The following is a 19,500-nucleotide window of genomic DNA, read 5'->3' as shown; positions in this document are numbered from 1 at the left end:
GGAATCGCATTTCAGGTCGGGATGGATTGTTCCAGCGCAACCCCCGCACCCATCAACCCCGAATAAGGAGCCGTCACCAGCCACACCGGAATCCCCTTGAAGTAATCGCTCATGCACCCCTTGTCGGCAAAGCACCTGGCGAAACCACTTTCGAGGAAGAAATCGGCAAAGCGCGGAATCACCCCTCCAACGATGTACACACCAGCGCGGGCACCGGTGGTCAGCACGTTGTTGCCCGCCACGCGACCGAGCCAGCAGCAGAATTGTTCGAGCACTTCCAGGGCGATCGGATCACCCGCCAGCCCCGCAGCGGTGATCGCTTCCGGGGTGTCGAGTACCGGCTCGTGGCCGTCCACCGCACAGATCGCCCGATAGACCCGGGGCAAGCCGCCTCCACTCAATGCCGTTTCGGCGCTGACATGCCCGATCTCGTTGAAGATGTGCTGCCACAATTGAGTCTCGCGCGGACTGCTCAGTGGCAGATCGACGTGACCGCCCTCCCCCGGCAGCGCGGCAAAACGCCCTTCACCGAGATCAAGCAGCGTGCCGACCCCCAAACCCGTGCCCGGACCGATCACCACCGCCGGGCGCAACGGCTCTGGCGTGCCTTCGCAGACCACGCGGAATTCGCCCGGCTGCAAACGCGTCATGCCCAGGGCCATGGCGGAAAAGTCGTTGACCAGCAACAGCTGATCCACCTGCAAGGCCTGGCAGAAACCCCGGCGGCTCAGGCGCCAGTGATTGTTGGTGAACTTGAATTCGTCGCCGCTCACGGGGCCTGCCACCGACAGGCACACCGAACCGATCGAACCCGGCGCCAGGCCAAGCCCGCTCAGGTAGAGGCTGATGGCCTCTTCCGGGCTGGCATGGTCGGCCGTCGCCAGCACCTGGACCGATTCCAGCTGCTGGTTTTTCCACAACGCGAACCGTGCGTTGGTGCCACCGATGTCACCGACCAAAGCCAGTTTCAATTAAGCGTCTCCAGGGCAGAAGTGAAGGCGCTGGCCCCCTGTTCTGCCGAGCTGAAGGCCATGCGCATGAAACCAAACAGTTCGCGACCGGTGCCGATGTTGTTGCCCAACAGGCCTTTTGCCGGCGTGCGCGCTGCGAATTCTTCGGCGTCCACCTTAAGCTCCAGAGTGCCTTTGACGCCATCGACGCGGATGATATCGCCCTCTTGCACCCGCGCCAAAGCGCCGCCCACGTAAGCTTCGGGGCTGACGTGGATGGCCGCCGGAATTTTCCCCGACGCGCCGGACATGCGCCCGTCGGTGACCAGTGCCACCTTGAAGCCGCGATCCTGCAACACACCGAGGAACGGCGTCATCTTGTGCAGTTCCGGCATGCCGTTGGAACGCGGGCCCTGGAAGCGCATTACCGCGACGAAATCCTTCTCCAGCAAACCGGCTTTGAACGCATCGGCCAGGTCTTGCTGATCCTGGAACACCATGGCCGGTGCTTCGACGATCTGGTTTTCCAGTGCCACGGCCGAAACCTTCATCACGCCGCGACCGAGGTTGCCCTCCATCACACGCAGGCCGCCCTCCGGCGAGAACGCCCGGGCGACTGGGCGCAGGATGCTTTCATCGAGGCTTTCGGTGATGCCTTCGCGCCAGACCAATTCGCCGTTATCGAGGAACGGTTCCATGGTGTAGCGGCGCAGCCCGTGGCCCAGCACGGTGTTGACGTTTTCGTGGAGCAGCCCGGCATCCAGCAGTTCGCGGATCAGGAACGACATGCCGCCCGCCGCCTGGAAGTGGTTGATGTCGGCCTTGCCGTTCGGGTAGACGTGGCTCAGGGTCGGGACCACCTCGGAGAGGTCGGCCATGTCCTGCCAGGTCAACTGGATACCCGCCGCCATGGCGATCGCCGGCATGTGCAGGGTGTGGTTGGTCGAGCCGCCGGTGGCGTGCAGGGCGACGATGGAGTTGACCAGCGAACGCTCGTCGACGATTTCGCCGATCGGCAGGTAGTCGCCGTTCTGTTTGGTAATGCGCGTCACCTGATGCGCCGCTTCGCGGGTCAGGGCGTCGCGCAATGGCGTGTTCGGGTTGACGAAGGACGCGCCCGGCAAATGCAGGCCCATGACTTCCATCAGCAACTGGTTGGTGTTGGCAGTGCCGTAGAAGGTGCAGGTGCCGGGGCTGTGGTAGGAATTCATTTCCGACTCCAGCAGCTCTTCACGGCTGGCCTTGCCTTCGGCGTAGCGCTGGCGCACGTCGGCTTTCTGCTTGTTGGAAATACCCGACACCATCGGCCCGCCCGGCACGAAGATCATCGGCAGATGGCCGAAGCGCAGCGCGCCCATCATCAGGCCCGGGACGATCTTGTCGCAGATGCCGAGCATCAGCGCGCCATCGAACATGTTGTGGGAAAGCGCCACGGCGGTGGACAGCGCGATCACTTCACGGCTCGGCAGGCTCAGCTCCATGCCCGGCTCGCCCTGGGTCACGCCATCGCACATGGCCGGGGTGCCGCCGGCGAATTGGCCGACCGATCCGATTTCGCGCAGGGCCTTCTTGATCAGCTCCGGGAAGACTTCATACGGCTGGTGCGCCGAGAGCATGTCGTTATATGACGAAACAATTGCGATGTTGGCGGAGTTCATCATCCGCAGGCTGTTCTTGTCGTCGCTGCCGCAACCGGCCACGCCGTGGGCGAAGTTGGCGCATTGCAGCTTGCCGCGCATCGGACCGTCGCTGGCGGCATCGCGGATCAGTGCAAGGTAAGCCTCACGCGTGGCGCGGCTGCGGGCGATAAGCCGTTCGGTGACCTCAAGGACGCGGGGATGCATGTGTAGAACTCCAGGCTAACGGATGTGGCGACCTGATTGTCTATGCTGATCAAACACCGGTGTCGATGGGATGACAGACGGCTTTTTTGACCATTCGGACCAGTTGATTCAGGTCACTCGTTGTAGATTGAACAAAATATTGCCATTAAAAAGGCTTGTTTTCTATTTTTTTGCGAATAATCTTGTAATTCCAACAACAAAACGACGGCGGCGCTGACAAATGACTCTACGAATCGCAATCAATGGTTTTGGCCGAATCGGTCGTAACGTCCTCCGGGCACTCTATACCCAAGGCTATCGCCAGGATTTGCAGATCGTCGCCATCAACGACCTGGGCGACAGCGCGATCAATGCGCACTTGCTCAAGTACGACACGGTTCACGGCACGTTCGACGCCGATGTCCAGCATGATAAGGAAAGCCTGACCGTCAACGGCGACCGTATCGCGGTCAGCGCCATTCGCAATCCGGCCGACCTGCCCTGGGCCGCGGAAAAAATCGATGTGGTGTTCGAATGCACCGGTCTGTTCACCGACCGTGCCAAAGCCGCCGCGCATATTACGGCCGGTGCCCGCAAAGTGATTATCTCGGCCCCGGCCACAGGCGCCGACGCCACTGTGGTTTATGGGGTCAACCACGACATTCTGCGCCAATCGCACCAGATTATTTCAAACGCTTCGTGCACCACCAACTGCCTGGCCCCGGTGGCCCAGGTGTTGCACCGCGAACTGGGCATCGAAAGTGGCTTGATGACCACTATCCACGCCTACACCAACGATCAGAACCTGACCGACGTCTACCACACCGACCCGTACCGCGCCCGTTCGGCCACCCAGAACATGATCCCGAGCAAGACCGGTGCGGCTGAAGCGGTCGGCCTGGTGCTGCCGGAACTGGCGGGCAAACTGACGGGCATGGCGGTGCGCGTGCCGGTGATCAACGTCTCCCTGGTCGACCTGACCGTTCAGCTGAAAAAAGAAGCCAGCGCACAAGAGGTGAACGAACTGCTCAGGCAAGCCGCCCAGCACTCGAAGATCCTCGGCTACAACACCTTGCCGCTGGTCTCCAGCGACTTCAACCACAACCCGCTGTCGTCGATCTTCGACGCCAACCACACCAAGTCCAGCGGCAAGCTGCTCAAGGTGCTGGCCTGGTACGACAACGAATGGGGTTTCTCCAACCGCATGCTCGATAACTGCCTGGCGCTGTGCAACGCCGAATAAGCAGCCCCCAATCCTGTAGGAGCGAGCATGCTCGCGATGGTCGTGAACGATATCGTGGGGAACCTGATGCCCCGCGGCGTTTTCATGTTCATCGCGAGCAGGCTCGCTCCTACAGGTGCGTGTGATTTCTGGAGCAACGACCCATGATCGGCATCACCTTTACCCAAAAGACCCTGGCCGCGCGCAAGCGTATAGCCCTGGTCGCCCACGACCATTGCAAAGTGTTTTTGCTGGACTGGGCCGAGCGGCAGAAAGACCGGCTCGCGCAACATGAACTGGTCGCCACCGGCACCACCGGGTTGTTATTGCAACAACGTCTCGACCTGCCCGTGGAAAGCATGATCAGTGGCCCCCTGGGCGGAGACCAACAGCTCGGCGCGCGAATCGCCGAGCAACAGGTCGACATGCTGGTGTTCTTCTGGGACCCCTTCGAACCACAGCCACACGACCCCGACATCAAGGCATTGCTACGGGTCGCGGCAGTCTGGAACATTCCGGTGGCGTGCAACGAATGCAGCGCCGACTACCTGCTCAGCAGCCCGCTGATGGATCAGGCGCACGGGCATCGGATTCCCGATTACGCCACCTATTTGCAGGGTCGGGCGTAAACCTTCACAAATCAGTACTTGACCATTCGAGCGGATGATAAGCATTATCATTCACTCGAAATGGATCAGGTTCTCCCGTGAGTCAATCGCGCTTCAACGACGTCTTCATCAACCAGCGAATCTCTCTGCTGCGTACGCTGGAGCGGATGGTCAACAATCACAGCACCGCCGAAGACCTCTTGCAGGAGACCTACCTGCGCGTGAGCCGTGCACTCAGCGAGCGGGCCATCGATCACCTCGAACCCTTTGTTTTCCAGACCGCCCGCAACCTGGCACTGGACCATTTGCGCGCGCGACGCATCCATTCGCGAACCATGGTCGACGACGTGCCGCTGGACGTGGTGGAAAGCGTCGCCGCCCCCGCCAGCAGCGCCGAGGACGCCGCCCATGCCGAACAATTGCTCGAGCGTTTGAACGTGCGCCTCAGCCAACTCAGCTCCCGCCAGCAGCAGATCTTCATCCTCAGCCGCCTGCACGGCCACAGCTATCTGGAGATCGCCGAGAAACTCGGCGTGTCACTCAGTACCGTGCAGAAGGAGCTGAAACTGATCATGACCATCTGCATAGGCGTGGCCGACCGGTCGAACGGCCACTGAGCCACCCGTGGCTCGACGACCTTGTTCATCAGGGCTACCCTTGGCCCTCTTTTGCGCTTCACTAAAAAAACAGCCGTGCACAGACACGCCGAGGAAACACCGTGACGGACACCCACCGCGCCCCTTCGCCTTCCCCGGCGCAGGCCACAGCCGAGGCGATGGACCAGGCCCTGGACTGGCTGATCGTGCTGGACAGCCCGAACGAAGAACAGACTCGCCAGTTCCACCAATGGCTCGCGGCCGACCCGGCCCATGTCGAGGCGTTCGCCAAGGCTCAGGCGATCTGGAACGGTGCGCCAGTCGCGCAATGCGCGCAAAAACTGGCGGCGCGCCCAGCCAAAGTCAGCGTACTGTCGCGCCTGCGCCCGCACTGGAAGCCGTTGGCCACCGCCGCCGTGCTGATCCTCGGCCTGTTCAGCTTCAGCAATCTGCCGATGCGCCTGCAGGCCGATCACCTGACCGTGGTCGGTGAACGCCAGCGCCTGCAACTGGAGGACGGCTCGAAAGTCCTGCTCAATACCAACTCGGCGTTTTCCAGCACCATCAACGACCAGAAGCGCGTGGCCCGGCTGTATCAGGGCGAGGCGTTTTTCGACGTGCAGCCGCATCGCGGCCTGCCGCTGGAAATCGACGCGGGTCGGGTCACCGCGAGTGTCCGTGATACGGCATTTGCCGTGCGTTACCTCGACGGCGTGACGCAGGTTCGGGTGCAGCGCGGGGATGTCGACCTGCGTGCTACCGGCGACGACGCCCGGGTTCGGCTGACGGCCGGGGAAAGCATCCGCATCGGCCCCAATGGTTTCGACCGCCCGGCCAAACTCGACGTCGCCACTGACCTGGCCTGGGTCCAGGGTCGCCTGGTGTTTGAAAACTGCCCGCTGAGCCAGGTGCTGGCGGAGCTGCGTCGCTACTATCCGGGCTGGATCATCAACAACAACGAGCAATTGGCGAATGTTGCCGTCACCGGAAATTATCGCCTCGACCAGCCGCTGGACGTGGTCCGCTCGCTGGCTCACATCACCTCCGCGCAGCTCAAGGAATACCCTGCGCTGGTCATCTTGAACTAAATGAGAATTATTTTTACTCGATAGCCAAAGCTCGTACGTCTCGTTATAGCCAATGCAATTGATTCGCATCTCTAAATGCCAATCAGCAACTATAAAGATTCGTGCGACACGGAGCGCTATCGATGTCCTCTCGCCTTACCCGCCCAGCCACTTCACCTTCCCGCGTACTGTCGCTGCTGACCGCCGCCATCCTGATGGCCGGTACTGCGCCGGTCATGGCCGCCACGCCTGCCGACGCACCGAGCCGCAACATGGGCGACTACTCGTTCGCCATTCCTCAGCAGTCACTGGTGTCGGCGCTCAACGCGTTCACTACGGTGACCGGCTGGCAGGTTGGTTTCTCGGCCGAACTGGCGCAAGGCATCGACTCACCGGGCGTGCGCGGATCGCTGCCGCCGGAAAAAGCCCTGGACCGCCTGTTGGTGGGGACCAACCTGAGCTATCGCAAACTCGGCAACAACAACATCGTGCTGGAGCGGCGCGCCGTCGCCGGGGCCCTCAACCTGGAACAGGTGACCATCAGCGCCACGCGCCAGGAACAGGACATCAACAGTGTGCCCAGCACCGTCACTGTCCAGACTCGCGAAGATCTCGACCGCAACAACGTCAATAACATCAAGGACCTGGTTCGCTACGAGCCGGGTGTTTCAGTGGGCGGCACTGGCACCCGCGCGGGCCTTTCCGGCTACAACATCCGCGGCATCGATGGTGACCGCGTATTGACCCAGGTCGACGGCGTGCAGGTACCCGACGGTTTCTTCAACGGCCCCTACGCCCAGACCAACCGCAACTATGTCGACCCGGAAATCGTCAAGCGCGTGGAAATCCTGCGCGGCCCGGCTTCGGTGCTGTACGGCAGCAACGCCATTGGTGGCGCGGTCAGCTACTACACGCTGGACCCGGACGACATCATCAAGCCAGGCCAGGACGTCGGTGCTCGCCTGAAGACCGGCTACAGCTCGGCCGATGATAGCTGGCTCACCTCCGGCACCGTGGCTGGGCGCACCGGCGACTTCGACGGCTTGCTGCACCTGAGCCAGCGCAACGGTCATGAAACCGAGTCCTACGGCGAAACCGGTGGAACCGGCCTGGACCGCACCGAAGCCAACCCCGAGGACGTGCGCACCACCAACGTGCTGGCCAAGCTAGGCTGGAACTACGCCGACGATGCACGCTTCGGCTTGACGTACGAGCACTACAAGGACGATCGCGACACCAATCAGCTGAGCGCCGTGGGTGGTCCGTTCAACGCAGGACGCGGCTTCGGTTTCTACCAGTCGCGCACCGGCAACGACACCATCACCCGCGAGCGCTTCGGCCTGGACCACCGCTTCGCCGTGGACAGCCTGCTGGCTGACAACATCAAGTGGACATTGAATTACCAGATCGCCAAGACCGACCAGAGCACCGAAGAAATCTACGCGCCGTCGCGCACGGTGCTGCGTAACCGCGATACCACCTACAAGGACCGCCAATGGGTCTTCGATGCCCAGGCTGACAAGGCGTTTGCCATCGCCGACACCGACCATGTCGTCACTTACGGCACCACCATCAAGCAGGACAAAGTCACCGGCCTGCGCACCGGTAGCGGCACCTGCCTGACCGTGGCCGGTGCGTGCCGCGTCATCGGCGCTGCCAGCGCTGCCGACACCCTGACCCCGGCCAGCGACTTTCCGGACCCGACCATCAACACCTACAGCCTGTTCGCCCAGGACCAGATCGCCTGGAACAATTGGAACTTCATGCCCGGCCTGCGCTACGACTACACCCAGCTCAAGCCGCACCTGACCGATGAGTTCCTGGCCACGGCCGACCAGAGCGGCAACGGCGAGGTCAACGAGGACAACAAGACCTGGCATCGCCTGTCGCCGAAATTCGGCACCACCTACCGCTTCAACGACCACTACACCTGGTACGGCCAGTACGCCGAAGGCTTCCGCACGCCGACTGCCAAAGCCCTTTATGGACGCTTCGAAAACGTGGCGGGCGGCTATCAGGTCGCACCCAATCCAGACCTCGAACCGGAAAAGAGCAAGAGCTATGAAACCGGCCTGCGCGGGCAGTTCGACGCCGGCACTTTCGATGTCGCGGTGTTCTACAACAAATATCGCGACTTCATCGACGAGAACGCCATTACCCCCGGCTACCCCGAGACCACCTTCCAGAGCAACAACATCCAGCACGCCACCATCAAGGGCCTGGAGCTCAAGGGGCGCTTGAACCTGGATACCTTCGGCGCGCCAAGCGGCCTCTACACCCAGGGCTCGGTGGCCTATTTGTATGGTCGCAACGATGACAGCGGCGAGCCGCTCAACAGCATCAACCCGCTGAGCGGCGTATTCGGCCTGGGCTATGACCAGGACAAGTACGGCACATTGCTGAGCTGGACCCTGGTCAAACGCAAGACCCGGGTCGACAGCACCAGCTTCAACACCCCGGACGGCACCAGCACCCAGTTCAAGACACCGGGTTACGGCGTGCTCGACCTGGCGGGCTTCTACAAGGTGACCGACGACCTGACCGTCAACGCCGGCCTGTACAACCTGACCGACAAGAAGTACTGGCAGTGGGATGACGTACGCGGCTACGACAGCGTCGGCGAAGCCTCAGTGACCCAGCCCGCCAACCTCGATCGACTGACCCAGCCTGGCCGCAACTTCGCGATCAATCTGGTCTGGGACATCTGAGCCCGTGCACCTCACCGCGCGACGCTGGTAACAGCCGCCCGGTGAGGATTTTTTACTGTCATGCGCCTGCTCATTCGTCTCGTTACCAAGCGCCTCTTCTTTCCCAAGGATTTGCCATGACCAACCAGGACACCGCCCAACGCCCCACCCTGCGTTCGCAACGCTTGAACCAGGTCACCAACGAGCCGCACAGCAAGCTCGATGCACTGGTCAAAGCCCATGCCCCCTTTGAAACCCAAGCCAATTTCGCCCGTTTCGTGGTCGCGCAATACCTGTTCCAGTCGGAACTGGTGGCGCTGTACAACGATGCCGAACTGACGGCCATCGTCCCGGACCTGCCAGCCCGTTGCCGTGCCGATGCGGCCAAAGCGGACCTGGCGGACCTCGACACCGAAGTGCCGGCGCCGGTCGCAGGCGCACTGCAAAACCCGACCAGGGCCCAGGCCCTGGGCTGGCTCTTCGTCTCCGAAGGCTCGAAGCTGGGCGCCGCGTTCCTGATCAAACGTGCCGTGGGCCTTGGCCTGAGCGAAACCTTCGGTGCCCGCCACCTTGGCGAACCGGCCGGTGGCCGTGCGCAAGGCTGGAAAAACTTCGTCAAAACCCTCGATGAACTGGAGCTGAATGCCCAGGAAGAAGCGGAGCTGGACAAAGGCGCCATCGATGCCTTCAACCGCTTCACGGTGTTGCTGGAACAGGCCTATTCGACAGCTGCCGAACCGGCCTGATTGATACTCCACAAATCCTTGTGGGAGTGAGCCTGCTCGCGATGACGGACTGACATTCAAAAGTGATGTCGACTGTAAGACTGCTATCGCGAGCAGGCTCACTCCCACAAGGGATCGAGTCAGCCTGCAAGATCTTCATCAAGCCTCACATGCGTCCTTTGAGCTTATGCCTGCCTCCTCCAAACTCGCCCGCCTCCTCTTCGGCCTGCTGGCCTATGTCAGCCTCGCCATCGGCCTGGTCGCCATCGTCATACCCGGCCTGCCGACCACCGAGTTCATCCTGCTGGCCGCCTGGGCTGCCACTCGAAGCTCGCCGCGCTTGAGTGCCTGGCTGGAAAATCATCGGCTGTTCGGCCCCATTCTCCGTAACTGGCGCAACGGCAAGATCATTGCGCGCCGGGCCAAGGTCAGCGCCACCGTCAGCATGCTGCTATGCGCCACGTTGATGCTGGTGATGCTCGACCACGGCTGGCCGATCTACCTGGCGATTGTCGGCATGGGCCTGGGCAATCTGTGGATCTGGTCGCGACCGGAATCACTGGCGCCACAACCTTAGGTTTCGCCGCGACTTTTCCCGTTTTTCACCCACTTTTCGGCACATTTTCCCGCGCAAACGATCAACCATGACCGTTCGTCGGCAGCCCCCTCATGCAACCTGTGCCCCAGGCCGATGTGCATTGAATGGCGCTAAATGGATTTGGCGTGTCGAGCCGCAATGGCTCACAGCCGACCTTTCATCCATTCGCGAGCTCGCCCTATGTTCGACTCACTGTCCATCCGCCTGAAAATCGTCCTGCTGTCCGGCCTGTGCCTGCTTGGCGTGGTTGCATCGATAGTGGGCATGAACCTCTATCAGACCAATCAGAACGATGAGCTGGTCAGCACCTCCAGCAGCAGAATGCTTACCGACAGTGTGCAGAACCTGCTCCAGGCCAAAGCCGCGGAGCAAGGGGTGCGGGTGCAGAAGACGTTCGGTGAAACCCTGACGGTGGTGACCGCCCTGGCGGACCAGATCAAGGACCTGCGCAACATGGCCGCCAAGCGTTCGCTTGAGCCCGGCGCCCTGCGTGAAGAGTTGAACCAGAGCCTGAAGACCGCCTTCGAACGCAACGGCAAAGTGCTGGGCATCTGGCTGGCGTTCGAACCCAACGGCCTGGACGGCAGAGACAGCGAGTTCGTCAGTGACGCCGCCCGCCAGTCCAACGAGATCGGCCGCTTCGCGACCTATTGGAGCCGTGCCGGAGGGGAAGCGCTGAACACGATCATGGTCGAAGAGGACATGACCAAAACCACCCTGAACCTCAGCGGCACGCCCTACAACGTCTGGTACACCTGCCCTCGGGACAGCAAGCGCACCTGCCTGCTCGACCCCTACGCCGATACCGTTGGCGGCAAGGAAGTGTTGATGACCACCATTTCCGTGCCGCTGCTGGTGGATGGCAAGTCCATCGGCGTGGTCGGTATCGACATCGCCCTCGACGCGCTGCAAGCGGCGGCGGTCGACTCCCAGCGCGAGTTGTTCAACAACGCCGGTCACATGCTGATCGTTTCCGGCACCGGTGTGGTGGCGGCGTACAGCGTCGACCCGACGAAGGTGGGCAAGAACATCGGCGACACCTTGGGTGCGGACGGCAAGGACATCCTGCAATTGCTCGCCAGCGGTACGCCGAAGATTCTCCAACAGGGCGACCTGATTCGGGCGGTGTACCCGGTCAGTCCGATTGCCGACGCCAAGGCGTGGGCCGTGGTGATCGACCTGCCCAAGCAAGTGTTGCTGGCCGATTCGGTGAAGCTGCAAACAGTACTTGATGACGCCCAGCAGAGCGGCACGATCAAAGCGCTGGGCGTGGCGATCATTGCCGGCATGATCGGCCTGCTGCTGATGTGGCTGACCGCGTCTGGCGTGACCCGACCGATCAACAGCGTGGCCCAGATGCTCAAGGCGATTGCCAGCGGCGACGGCGACCTGACCCAACGCCTGCACTACGGCAAGAAGGATGAACTGGGCGAACTGGTCAGCTGGTTCAACCGTTTCCTCGACAAGCTGCAGCCGACCATCGCGCAGATCAAGCAGAGCATTACCGATGCGCGCGGTACCGCCGACCAGTCTTCGGAAATCGCCCGCCAGACCAGCGAAGGCATGCAGGTGCAATTTCGCGAAATCGACCAGGTCGCCACCGCATCCAATGAAATGAGCGCCACCGCCCACGACGTCGCCAACAGTGCGTCGAACGCCGCCAGCGCGGCCAAGGGTGCCGATCAGTCGGCACGCGATGGCATGCAGATCATCGAGCGCAGCACCCGCGACATCAATCAACTGGCCGACGAAGTCAGCAAGGCGGTGACTGAAGTCGAGGCATTGGCGGTCAACAGCGAGCAGATCGGTTCGGTATTGGAAGTCATCCGCAGCATCGCCGAACAGACCAACCTCCTGGCGCTCAACGCGGCGATCGAAGCCGCCCGTGCGGGCGAGAGCGGTCGCGGTTTTGCGGTGGTCGCCGACGAGGTGCGCAACCTGGCCAAACGTACCCAGGACTCGGTGGAAGAAATTCGCCTGGTGATCGAACGCATCCAGAGCGGCACCCGCGGCGTGGTCGCCACCATGCACTCGAGCCAGACCCAGGCCCACAGCAACGCCGGGCAGATCCAGCAAGCGGTCCAGGCCTTGGGCAAAATCAGCGACGCGGTCACGGTGATCAGCGACATGAACCTGCAGATCGCCAGCGCCGCCGAACAGCAAAGCGCCGTGGCCGAAGAGGTCAATCGCAACGTTTCGGCCATCCGTACCGTCACCGAAACCCTCACCGGACAAGCCACCGAATCGGCGCAGATCAGCAGCCAGCTCAATGCCCTGACCACCCAGCAGATGAAACTGATGGATCAGTTCCGGGTGTGACCGGTTTTTGATTTATGCTCGGGCTCTCGCTCCGGAGGGCCCGTCGATGACTGATTTACTCACGTCCATTCAAGCCGAACTCGGCATGCCGCACACCCCCATTGCGTTCACCTCCAGCGGCGCCCTGCCCTCGGTGTTCGCCGTCACCGACCTGGCGTGCGCCAGCATCGCCGCCGCCGGCCAGGCTGTCAGCGAATTGCTGCAGCAGCAAACCGGTCGCTTGCCCGGTCTTGAAGTCGACCGGCGCCTGGCCTCCTTCTGGTTTTCCAGTTCGATCCGCCCGCTGGGCTGGAACGTACCGCCACTGTGGGACCCGATCGCCGGGGACTACGCCACCAAGGATGGCTGGATCCGCCTGCACACCAATGCGCCTCATCATCGCGCCGCCGCTGAATCGGTGCTGGGTGCTTGCGTCGACCGCCAGGCGATGGCCAGTAAAGTGGCGCAATGGGCCAAGAGCGATCTGGAGCAAGCCGTGGTCGAGGCCGGTGGCTGTGCCGCCGAAATGCGCAGCCGGGAACAGTGGCAGGTCCATCCGCAAGGGCTCGCGGTCAATGCCGAGCCACTGATTCAGTTCACCGCCGGCCACAACCGCCACAGCGCACCCTGGCAAGGTTCGGTGGCCCGACCACTGGCCGGAATCAAGGTGCTGGATTTGACCCGCGTGCTCGCAGGCCCCGTCGCCAGCCGCTTTCTCGCGGGCCTGGGCGCTGATGTTCTGCGCATCGACCCACCCGCCTGGAACGAGCCTGGCGTAGTGCCGGAGATGACGCTGGGCAAGCGTTGTACGCGCCTGGACCTGCACGATAAAACCGATCGGGTTGTATTCGAAAACCTGCTCAAGGACGCCGACATCGTGCTCCACGGTTACCGCGCCGATGCCCTGGAACGTCTGGGCTATGGTGCCGCCGAACGCCAGCAACGGATCCCTGGCCTGATCGACGTGTGCCTCAACGCCTACGGCTGGAGTGGCCCGTGGCAGAACCGCCGCGGCTTCGACAGCCTGGTGCAGATGAGCAGCGGCATTGCTGACGCGGGTATGCGCCTCACGCATGCAGACAAACCGACACCCTTGCCACTGCAAGCGCTCGATCACGCCACCGGGTACTTGATGGCGGCCAGTGCGATCCGGTTATTGGCAGCACGCTTGAACAACGGGCAGGGTGGCTCAGCGCGGTTGTCGCTGGCGCGTACGGCAAAGCTGTTGATCGACAACGGTGCCGGCAGCGACCAGCCGTTGCGGGCCGAAGATGAACATGATCAAGGGATGCTGGTCGAGCAAACCCCATGGGGCCCGGCACATCGCTTGCACGTGCCGCTGAAGATCACCGGGACGCCGCTGCAGTGGACGCTTGCGGCTTCTGAATTGGGTTCACATCGCGCGCAGTGGTAACACCATGAAATTCGACCTTGCCTATTGCCTTGGCCTTGATGAAAAACTGTCGATCTACGACGTGCGCGATTTGAATTTCGACGAGACGATGGCGTTCGATTCCGCGAAAGAACATTTCCAGTGCCCCAACGATGCCTGTCGCCTGGCGTTCGATGGGACGAACGCGTTGGGCACGTTCAACGCCAAGAACGTCAACTACGTGCGCACGCCGCACTTCAAGAATCTGCCGGGTACGCGGCATGTCGCGAGTTGCCCTTATGTGAGTCTGAAGACCCCGGCTTCGGCCGTGGAGGCAGACGGCGAGGAAACGGACGACAGTCGCGAGGAACATTTCCCCTCGGAACTGCTGCTGAATCGGCGTGAGTATGTGCGCAAGCCGTCGCCCCCGACCGGGGCTGCCGATCTGCAAAGGGATGCGCCAGCGGCGGCTTCGACGACCAGCGGCGTCGAGCAGCCCGGGCGAGAATCGACGCCGGACAAGACCCGTGTCTTCGCCCACCCGGTGGAATGCTTCGTGTCGAACTTCGAGGACAAGGCGCTGCTCAAGCGCATGCCGTTGAAGATTGGCGAGCACACGGCCACCTATGCCGGGTTTTTCAAGAAGATCGAGTACCTGCAAGACAACAAGGGGCTGATTTACTGGGGCAAGATCAAGCAGATCAAGGATTACACCCAGAGCTTTCGCATCGATTTCGAGAAGAAGGCCTGGTTCGAAAAGAAGCCCTACCCGGTCAACGTTTACCTGAGCAAGAAGCTGATCGACAACTACCGCAAACGCAAGGCGTTCCTGGAGGAGATCAAGCACGCCATCGAGGGCGGGCGGCCATTGTATTGCTTCTTTTATGGCGTCCAGCCTGCATTGCAGCAGGTGCCCAGCAAGAAAAAACCCGAGCAGACGTTCGGGGTGTTCAGCGCCAACATTGAGAATCTGGATCATTTTATCGTGCGGGAGGCGCCGCAGTTGGAGGGCGAGTAATACCCGGCACGCAGGCAGTGACCTTCCGTCTGGCCAAGGGGCCGGAAATCGCAAAAATCGAAAAATGCGTTTGATCCGGATCGAAAACAACTGTACAAAAACACAGTACATTTGAATTCAACACTCTCGAGCCCGGAGAACCCCATGGCCTCTCAAGCGATGAAAATCACCCTGGAACGTATCGCCCTGTTCCAGTTCACCCCGGCCCATTGCGCCCAGGCCCGAGCGATGCTGGGCTGGAGCGTGGAAACGTTATCCCGCGAAGCCGGGGTTTCGGTGCAGGCCATTGAGCGCTTCGAGGCGCGGCAGGAGTTGCTGGACGTCACTCGCCTGGCCTTGGCGTATCGGTTTGAATCGGAAGGGCTGGTGTTCTTCCCGGGGTTTGCACCGGGCAGAGGGATGAATGTGCAAGGCGCTACGCCGAATCCGGTGGGGCGAGCGGATTTTGCGATGGTTGAGTGAGGTCGCAACTTCAGCACTGGAGCTACGACCCGACTTGCACAGATTAGAAACTACGGCCTGGACACTCCTGGTAGATCTGCTCTTCGACTTCATACCACCATGCAGTACCGCGCTGAGCAGCCATCACGTTGAATGCCTCGCCCATCCGAGGCGTGGTGATCGAGACATTGCGCTCCCAGGCCAGGGCCAGGATGCGGTCGAAGGGTTCGTACCAGGCATGCGTCGACAAGTCGAAGGTGCCGTTGTGAATCGGTAGCAGCCAGCGCCCCTTGAGGTCGAGGTGGGCTTGCAGGGTTTGCTCAGGTTGCATATGCACATGGGGCCAGTCGACGTTGTAGGCGCCGGTTTCCATGAGGGTCAGGTCGAAAGGGCCGTATTGTTCGCCGATGCGTTTGAAGCCGTCGAAGTAGCCGCTGTCGCCACTGAAGAAGATCCGCGTATCGCCATCGATCATCACCCACGAGGCCCAGAGGGTGCTGTTGCCGTCGAACAGGCCACGGCCGGAAAAGTGCTGCGAGGGGGTGGCGACAAACTCGATGCCCTCGACCTCAGTGCCCTGCCACCAGTCCAGTTGGCGGATTTTGCTGGCGTCGATACCCCACTTGATCAGGGTGTCGCCCACGCCCAATGGAGTGAGAAAGTACCTGGCCTTGTCGGCAAGCTTGAGCACCGCGTGATAGTCCAGGTGGTCGTAGTGATCGTGAGACAGGATCACCGCTTCAATCGGGGGCAATTGGTCGAGGCTGATCGGCGGCTGGTGAAAACGCTTGGGACCGGCCCATTGCACGGGTGAGGCGCGTTCGGCGAACACCGGGTCGGTGATCCAGAATTTGTCTCGCAGCTTGAGCAGTACCGTGGAGTGCCCCAGGCGATAGACGCTGTGGTTGGGTGCTGCCATCAGTGCCGATTGTGTCAGCGGTTGCACTGGCACAGGCGCCGTCGGGCGGGTGTTGAGCGGCTTGTGGAACATGGCGTTCCAAAGGATGCGCAGGGTTTTGCCAAGGCTCAAACGCTGTATCGGCCGATGGTTTTGAAACTGCCCTTGAGCCTGTCGGGAAGCTTCAGGCCCGGAGGCGCTGTTCGCCGGGGGAGTTGATTTGGCCATGGGGGAATGACTCCAGGAAAACCGCACACTTCACGATTTTCGTTTTGGGACGATAAATGGCCAAGGCACGCACGCATCAGCCGAACACTCTATTGTTTACCGGGCAGGATTAACAAAACATTACACTGCACAGTGTAGTTTCAAGGTTGCAACAAAGCGGCTCACAAGTAAACTGCTGAGTGTAATTTTCATTTCCTCCTGCCCAAAGCGTATTTATGACAGTTCCAAAGCGCCTCACCGACCGTAAACGCGAAGCCATCATTCAGGCGGCGATTGTCGAATTCCGTGCCAATGGTTTCGACATCACCAGCATGGACAAGATTGCCGCCACCGCCGGTGTGTCCAAGCGCACGGTGTACAACCACTTCCCCAGCAAGGAAGAATTATTCGCCGAAATCCTCAATCAATTGTGGGTGCGGGTATCGGCGGAACATGAAACGCCCTATCACCCCGAGCAGCCCTTGCGTGACCAGATGCGTCACCTGCTGACAGCAAAGCTGCAGATGTTGAGCGATGAAAATCTACTCGACCTGGCGCGGGTAGCCATCGCCGCTACCATCCATTCTCCCGAGCGCGCGCAAAGCATGGTGACCCGAATGGGTGAACGCGAAGAAAACCTGACCTTGTGGATTCGTGCCGCACAGGCCGATGGACGCCTGAAAGCGGTCGCCCCGGAATTTGCCGCGCAACAGGTCCATGGCATGCTCAAATCCTTTGCATTCTGGCCGCAGATTTCCATGGGGTTACCGGGTTTGTCGGCCGAGATGCAGGGCACCGTAGTGGAGTCGGCGCTGGACATGTTCCTGGCCTGCTATGAGTTGAAATAAATGACAATTTCGACGGTGGCCCCGAGCGGTTGATCGCCGGGCTTTTTTGCGGGGCAATGTGTTTCAGAATGAAACTCCTGATCGGCCTTACGGCAGCTTCAGCGCCCGCCCCAACTCATCAAACAGTGTCACCACCGAGCGCAGGGCGCGGCAATCCGGGCGGGTCAGCAGCCACAGCGCGGTGTCGTAGCCCTCCAACGGCTTGCCCAGCGGCTGCAACCGGTCACCGATCAGAAAGTCCGGCAAGGCCGCCACGCCCAACCCCGCCCGCACCAGTTCGGTGACCGACAGCATGCTGTTGCAGCGATAACCCGGCATCACCCCCGGCAATGCCTGGCGGCGCCAGGCCACTGTCGGATGATCAGGCAAAAAATCGTCGGGAGCGATCCAGGTCAGTGACGCAAGATCGGTCTCATCGACCGATTGCAGATAAGCGGCACTGGCACACACCCGGTAGGAAATCCCCGCCAGGCGTCGTCCCACCAGATGCTCCGGTGGCGCACGGGTCAGGCGCAGGGCGATGTCGGCATCGCGGCGGCTGAGGTTGGCAAAGTCGTTGGACGTGCTGAGCTCAAGGGTCAACGCCGGATAGTTCGGCATGAACTGCGCCAACGCCGGCAACAGCAAGCCTTGCAGGACCGAATCGGTGCAGGTCAGGCGCACGGTACCGCTGACGACTTCACCGCCCTGCTCCACGCCGACCCTTGCGGCTTCCAATGCCTGTTCGGCGCGCTCGGCCTGTTCCGCCAGCGCCTGCGCCAGTGTGGTGGGCAGGTAACCGGCGCGGCTTTTTTCGAACAGCGTCTGACCCAGTGCGGCTTCCAGTCGACGCACGGCACGAAACACCGTCGAGACATCCACCCTCATCAACTGCGAGGCCCGGGCCAGAGAGCCACCACGGACCAAGGCGAGAACCAGGGCCAGGTCCGGGTAGTCCAGTCGATAGTGCATCGCTGCATTGATCACTTGGGAAAGTGCCCATATTGAGTGCGTTAACGCCAATCTATAGTGGGTGCCAGGAATCAACAAGCGCCGAGGTCCCCCATGGAAAACCGCGTCATTCGCATCGCCCTGATCGGCGATCACGACCCGCAAGTCACCGCCCACCTGGCCATCCCCGTGGCGCTCGGCATGGCCGCCGAACACAGTGGCCGAAACGTACAAGGGCAGTGGCTGGCCACCGATAGCCTGCAGGCCGACACACCGCTCAACGGGTTCGACGGTTTCTGGTGTGTGCCCGCCAGCCCTTATCGCAGCATGGATGGCGCGTTGCGGGCAATTCGTTTTGCCCGTGAACAGCGGCGACCTTTCCTCGGCACCTGCGGCGGTTTTCAACACGCGGTGCTGGAATACGCGCGCAACGTGCTCGGTTGGTCGGATGCTGAACATGGCGAGACGGCACCCGATGCAACGCGGGCATTACTCACGCCGCTGGCATGTTCACTGGTGGAAACGGTGGACACCATTCATTTGCTGGAAGGCTCGTTGATCGCCAAGGCGTATGAAACCTCGGAAATTCGTGAGGGCTATCGCTGCCGCTACGGTGTGAATCCTCAATTCGAACGGGAACTGCTCAAGCACGCACTTCACGCTGTCGGCCATGATGCCGGGCACGATTTGCGCGCGGTCGAGCTCAGCGGTCATCCGTTCTTTGTCGCCACGCTGTTCCAACCGGAGCGCGCTGCACTCAAGGGCACCCTGCCACCGCTGGTGCGCGCCCTAGTCCAGGCCTGCGCGGAGCAGCCGTCATGATCGCCGATACTCCGCCGGCACCGTATTTCGCAGTGATCTTCACCTCACTGCGTACCGAGGGGGATCAGGGCTACATCGAAGCCGCCGAGCGGATGCTCGAGCTGGCGCGGGAACAACCGGGGTTCCTCGGTGTGGAGTCGGCCAGGGGTGAGGTCGGGCTGGGGATCACCGTGTCGTACTGGACCAGTGAGGAGGCGATCCTGGCGTGGAAGCAGCATCCCGAGCACCAGGCAATTCGTGAGCGAGGTCGTTCGACCTGGTATGCGCAGTGTCATACGCGGGTGTGCCGGGTTGAGCGGGCATATGGGTTCAAGCAGTAGCAATGGCGGCCTGACAGCCGACCTGATTGCAGGCTGTCCGCGATCCCATTGTGGGAGCGAGCCGGCTCCG

The 19,500-nt window shown here is 61.5% G+C and carries 18 protein-coding genes and 1 pseudogene; 15 read left to right on the top strand and 4 right to left on the bottom strand.

All coding sequences use genetic code 11. The annotated features are described in order from the left end of the window. Positions 1–11: 11 nt before the first annotated feature. A complete protein-coding gene (locus PMI35_RS24130; RefSeq protein ID WP_008056762.1) occupies positions 12–971 on the bottom strand; it encodes a glucokinase in 960 nt (319 codons plus the stop codon). Beyond that, a complete protein-coding gene (gene edd, locus PMI35_RS24135) occupies positions 968–2,794 on the bottom strand; it encodes a phosphogluconate dehydratase (RefSeq protein ID WP_008056761.1) in 1,827 nt (608 codons plus the stop codon). Before edd ends, PMI35_RS24130 begins: the two co-directional genes overlap by 4 nt. Before the next feature lie 220 nt (positions 2,795–3,014). Between edd and gap the strand changes: the two genes are divergently transcribed. The 12 genes and pseudogenes from gap (at position 3,015) to PMI35_RS24190 (ending at position 15,426) form a co-directional block, all read left to right on the top strand. Then, a complete protein-coding gene (gap, locus tag PMI35_RS24140) occupies positions 3,015–4,016 on the top strand; it encodes a type I glyceraldehyde-3-phosphate dehydrogenase (protein WP_008056760.1) in 1,002 nt (333 codons plus the stop codon). 143 nt (positions 4,017–4,159) lie between these two features. Then, complete coding sequence (locus PMI35_RS24145; protein WP_008056757.1) at positions 4,160–4,624, top strand: methylglyoxal synthase; 465 nt, start codon at positions 4,160–4,162, stop codon at positions 4,622–4,624. A 77-nt stretch (positions 4,625–4,701) separates the two neighbouring features. Beyond that, positions 4,702–5,220: an RNA polymerase sigma factor gene (locus tag PMI35_RS24150; protein ID WP_008056755.1), complete on the top strand. Its 519-nt coding sequence runs from the start codon at positions 4,702–4,704 to the stop codon at positions 5,218–5,220. Between the two features lie 101 nt (positions 5,221–5,321). Then, positions 5,322–6,287, top strand: a complete 966-nt coding sequence (locus PMI35_RS24155) for a FecR family protein (protein ID WP_008056752.1) — start codon at positions 5,322–5,324, stop codon at positions 6,285–6,287. Between the two features lie 122 nt (positions 6,288–6,409). Continuing rightward, a complete protein-coding gene (locus tag PMI35_RS24160) occupies positions 6,410–8,974 on the top strand; it encodes a TonB-dependent receptor (protein ID WP_008056751.1) in 2,565 nt (854 codons plus the stop codon). 116 nt (positions 8,975–9,090) lie between these two features. After that, positions 9,091–9,699, top strand: coding sequence for a biliverdin-producing heme oxygenase (locus tag PMI35_RS24165; RefSeq protein WP_008056740.1), 609 nt, complete (start codon positions 9,091–9,093; stop codon positions 9,697–9,699). A gap of 166 nt (positions 9,700–9,865) precedes the next feature. Then, positions 9,866–10,255 (top strand): YbaN family protein, encoded by a 390-nt coding sequence (locus tag PMI35_RS24170; RefSeq protein ID WP_008056738.1) that lies wholly within the window; start codon positions 9,866–9,868, stop codon positions 10,253–10,255. A 135-nt stretch (positions 10,256–10,390) separates the two neighbouring features. Next, positions 10,391–11,737, top strand: a pseudogene (locus PMI35_RS35825) (PDC sensor domain-containing protein); the annotation flags it as partial. A gap of 102 nt (positions 11,738–11,839) precedes the next feature. After that, positions 11,840–12,595, top strand: a complete 756-nt coding sequence (locus PMI35_RS35820; protein WP_408601063.1) for a methyl-accepting chemotaxis protein — start codon at positions 11,840–11,842, stop codon at positions 12,593–12,595. A gap of 46 nt (positions 12,596–12,641) precedes the next feature. Then, on the top strand, positions 12,642–13,988 hold the full coding sequence (locus PMI35_RS24180) for a CoA transferase (RefSeq protein ID WP_008056735.1): 1,347 nt from the start codon (positions 12,642–12,644) through the stop codon (positions 13,986–13,988). Between the two features lie 4 nt (positions 13,989–13,992). Then, on the top strand, positions 13,993–14,964 hold the full coding sequence (locus tag PMI35_RS24185) for a hypothetical protein (RefSeq protein ID WP_008056734.1): 972 nt from the start codon (positions 13,993–13,995) through the stop codon (positions 14,962–14,964). A gap of 144 nt (positions 14,965–15,108) precedes the next feature. Then, positions 15,109–15,426 (top strand): helix-turn-helix transcriptional regulator, encoded by a 318-nt coding sequence (locus PMI35_RS24190; protein WP_008056732.1) that lies wholly within the window; start codon positions 15,109–15,111, stop codon positions 15,424–15,426. A 43-nt stretch (positions 15,427–15,469) separates the two neighbouring features. Here the strand turns inward: PMI35_RS24190 and PMI35_RS24195 are convergent, their stop codons facing one another. Then, entirely contained in the window at positions 15,470–16,531 is a 1,062-nt protein-coding gene (locus PMI35_RS24195; RefSeq protein ID WP_008056730.1) for an MBL fold metallo-hydrolase, read from the bottom strand. A 215-nt stretch (positions 16,532–16,746) separates the two neighbouring features. Here PMI35_RS24195 and PMI35_RS24200 point away from each other — a divergent pair, with 215 nt between their 5' ends. Further along, positions 16,747–17,358, top strand: coding sequence for a TetR/AcrR family transcriptional regulator (locus PMI35_RS24200; protein ID WP_008056728.1), 612 nt, complete (start codon positions 16,747–16,749; stop codon positions 17,356–17,358). Positions 17,359–17,445: 87 nt separating this feature from the next. Here the strand turns inward: PMI35_RS24200 and PMI35_RS24205 are convergent, their stop codons facing one another. Then, the gene (locus tag PMI35_RS24205) at positions 17,446–18,387 is read right to left on the bottom strand and encodes a LysR family transcriptional regulator (RefSeq protein ID WP_081504792.1); all 942 of its coding nucleotides are present in this window, start codon (positions 18,385–18,387) and stop codon (positions 17,446–17,448) included. 15 nt (positions 18,388–18,402) lie between these two features. On the opposite strand from PMI35_RS24205, the gene PMI35_RS24210 reads away from it, so the two are divergent. After that, positions 18,403–19,110, top strand: coding sequence for a CTP synthase C-terminal region-related (seleno)protein (locus tag PMI35_RS24210; protein ID WP_008056724.1), 708 nt, complete (start codon positions 18,403–18,405; stop codon positions 19,108–19,110). Further along, positions 19,107–19,430 (top strand): antibiotic biosynthesis monooxygenase family protein, encoded by a 324-nt coding sequence (locus PMI35_RS24215; protein ID WP_008056722.1) that lies wholly within the window; start codon positions 19,107–19,109, stop codon positions 19,428–19,430. The genes PMI35_RS24210 and PMI35_RS24215 overlap by 4 nt, the downstream gene beginning before the upstream one ends. Positions 19,431–19,500 lie beyond the last annotated feature (70 nt).

This window comes from Pseudomonas sp. GM78 (genome assembly GCF_000282475.1).
In the GTDB taxonomy this organism is placed as follows: Bacteria; Pseudomonadota; Gammaproteobacteria; order Pseudomonadales; family Pseudomonadaceae; genus Aquipseudomonas.
Note: the sequence above shows the minus strand (reverse complement) of the source record. Positions and strands in the feature narration are given on the sequence as shown.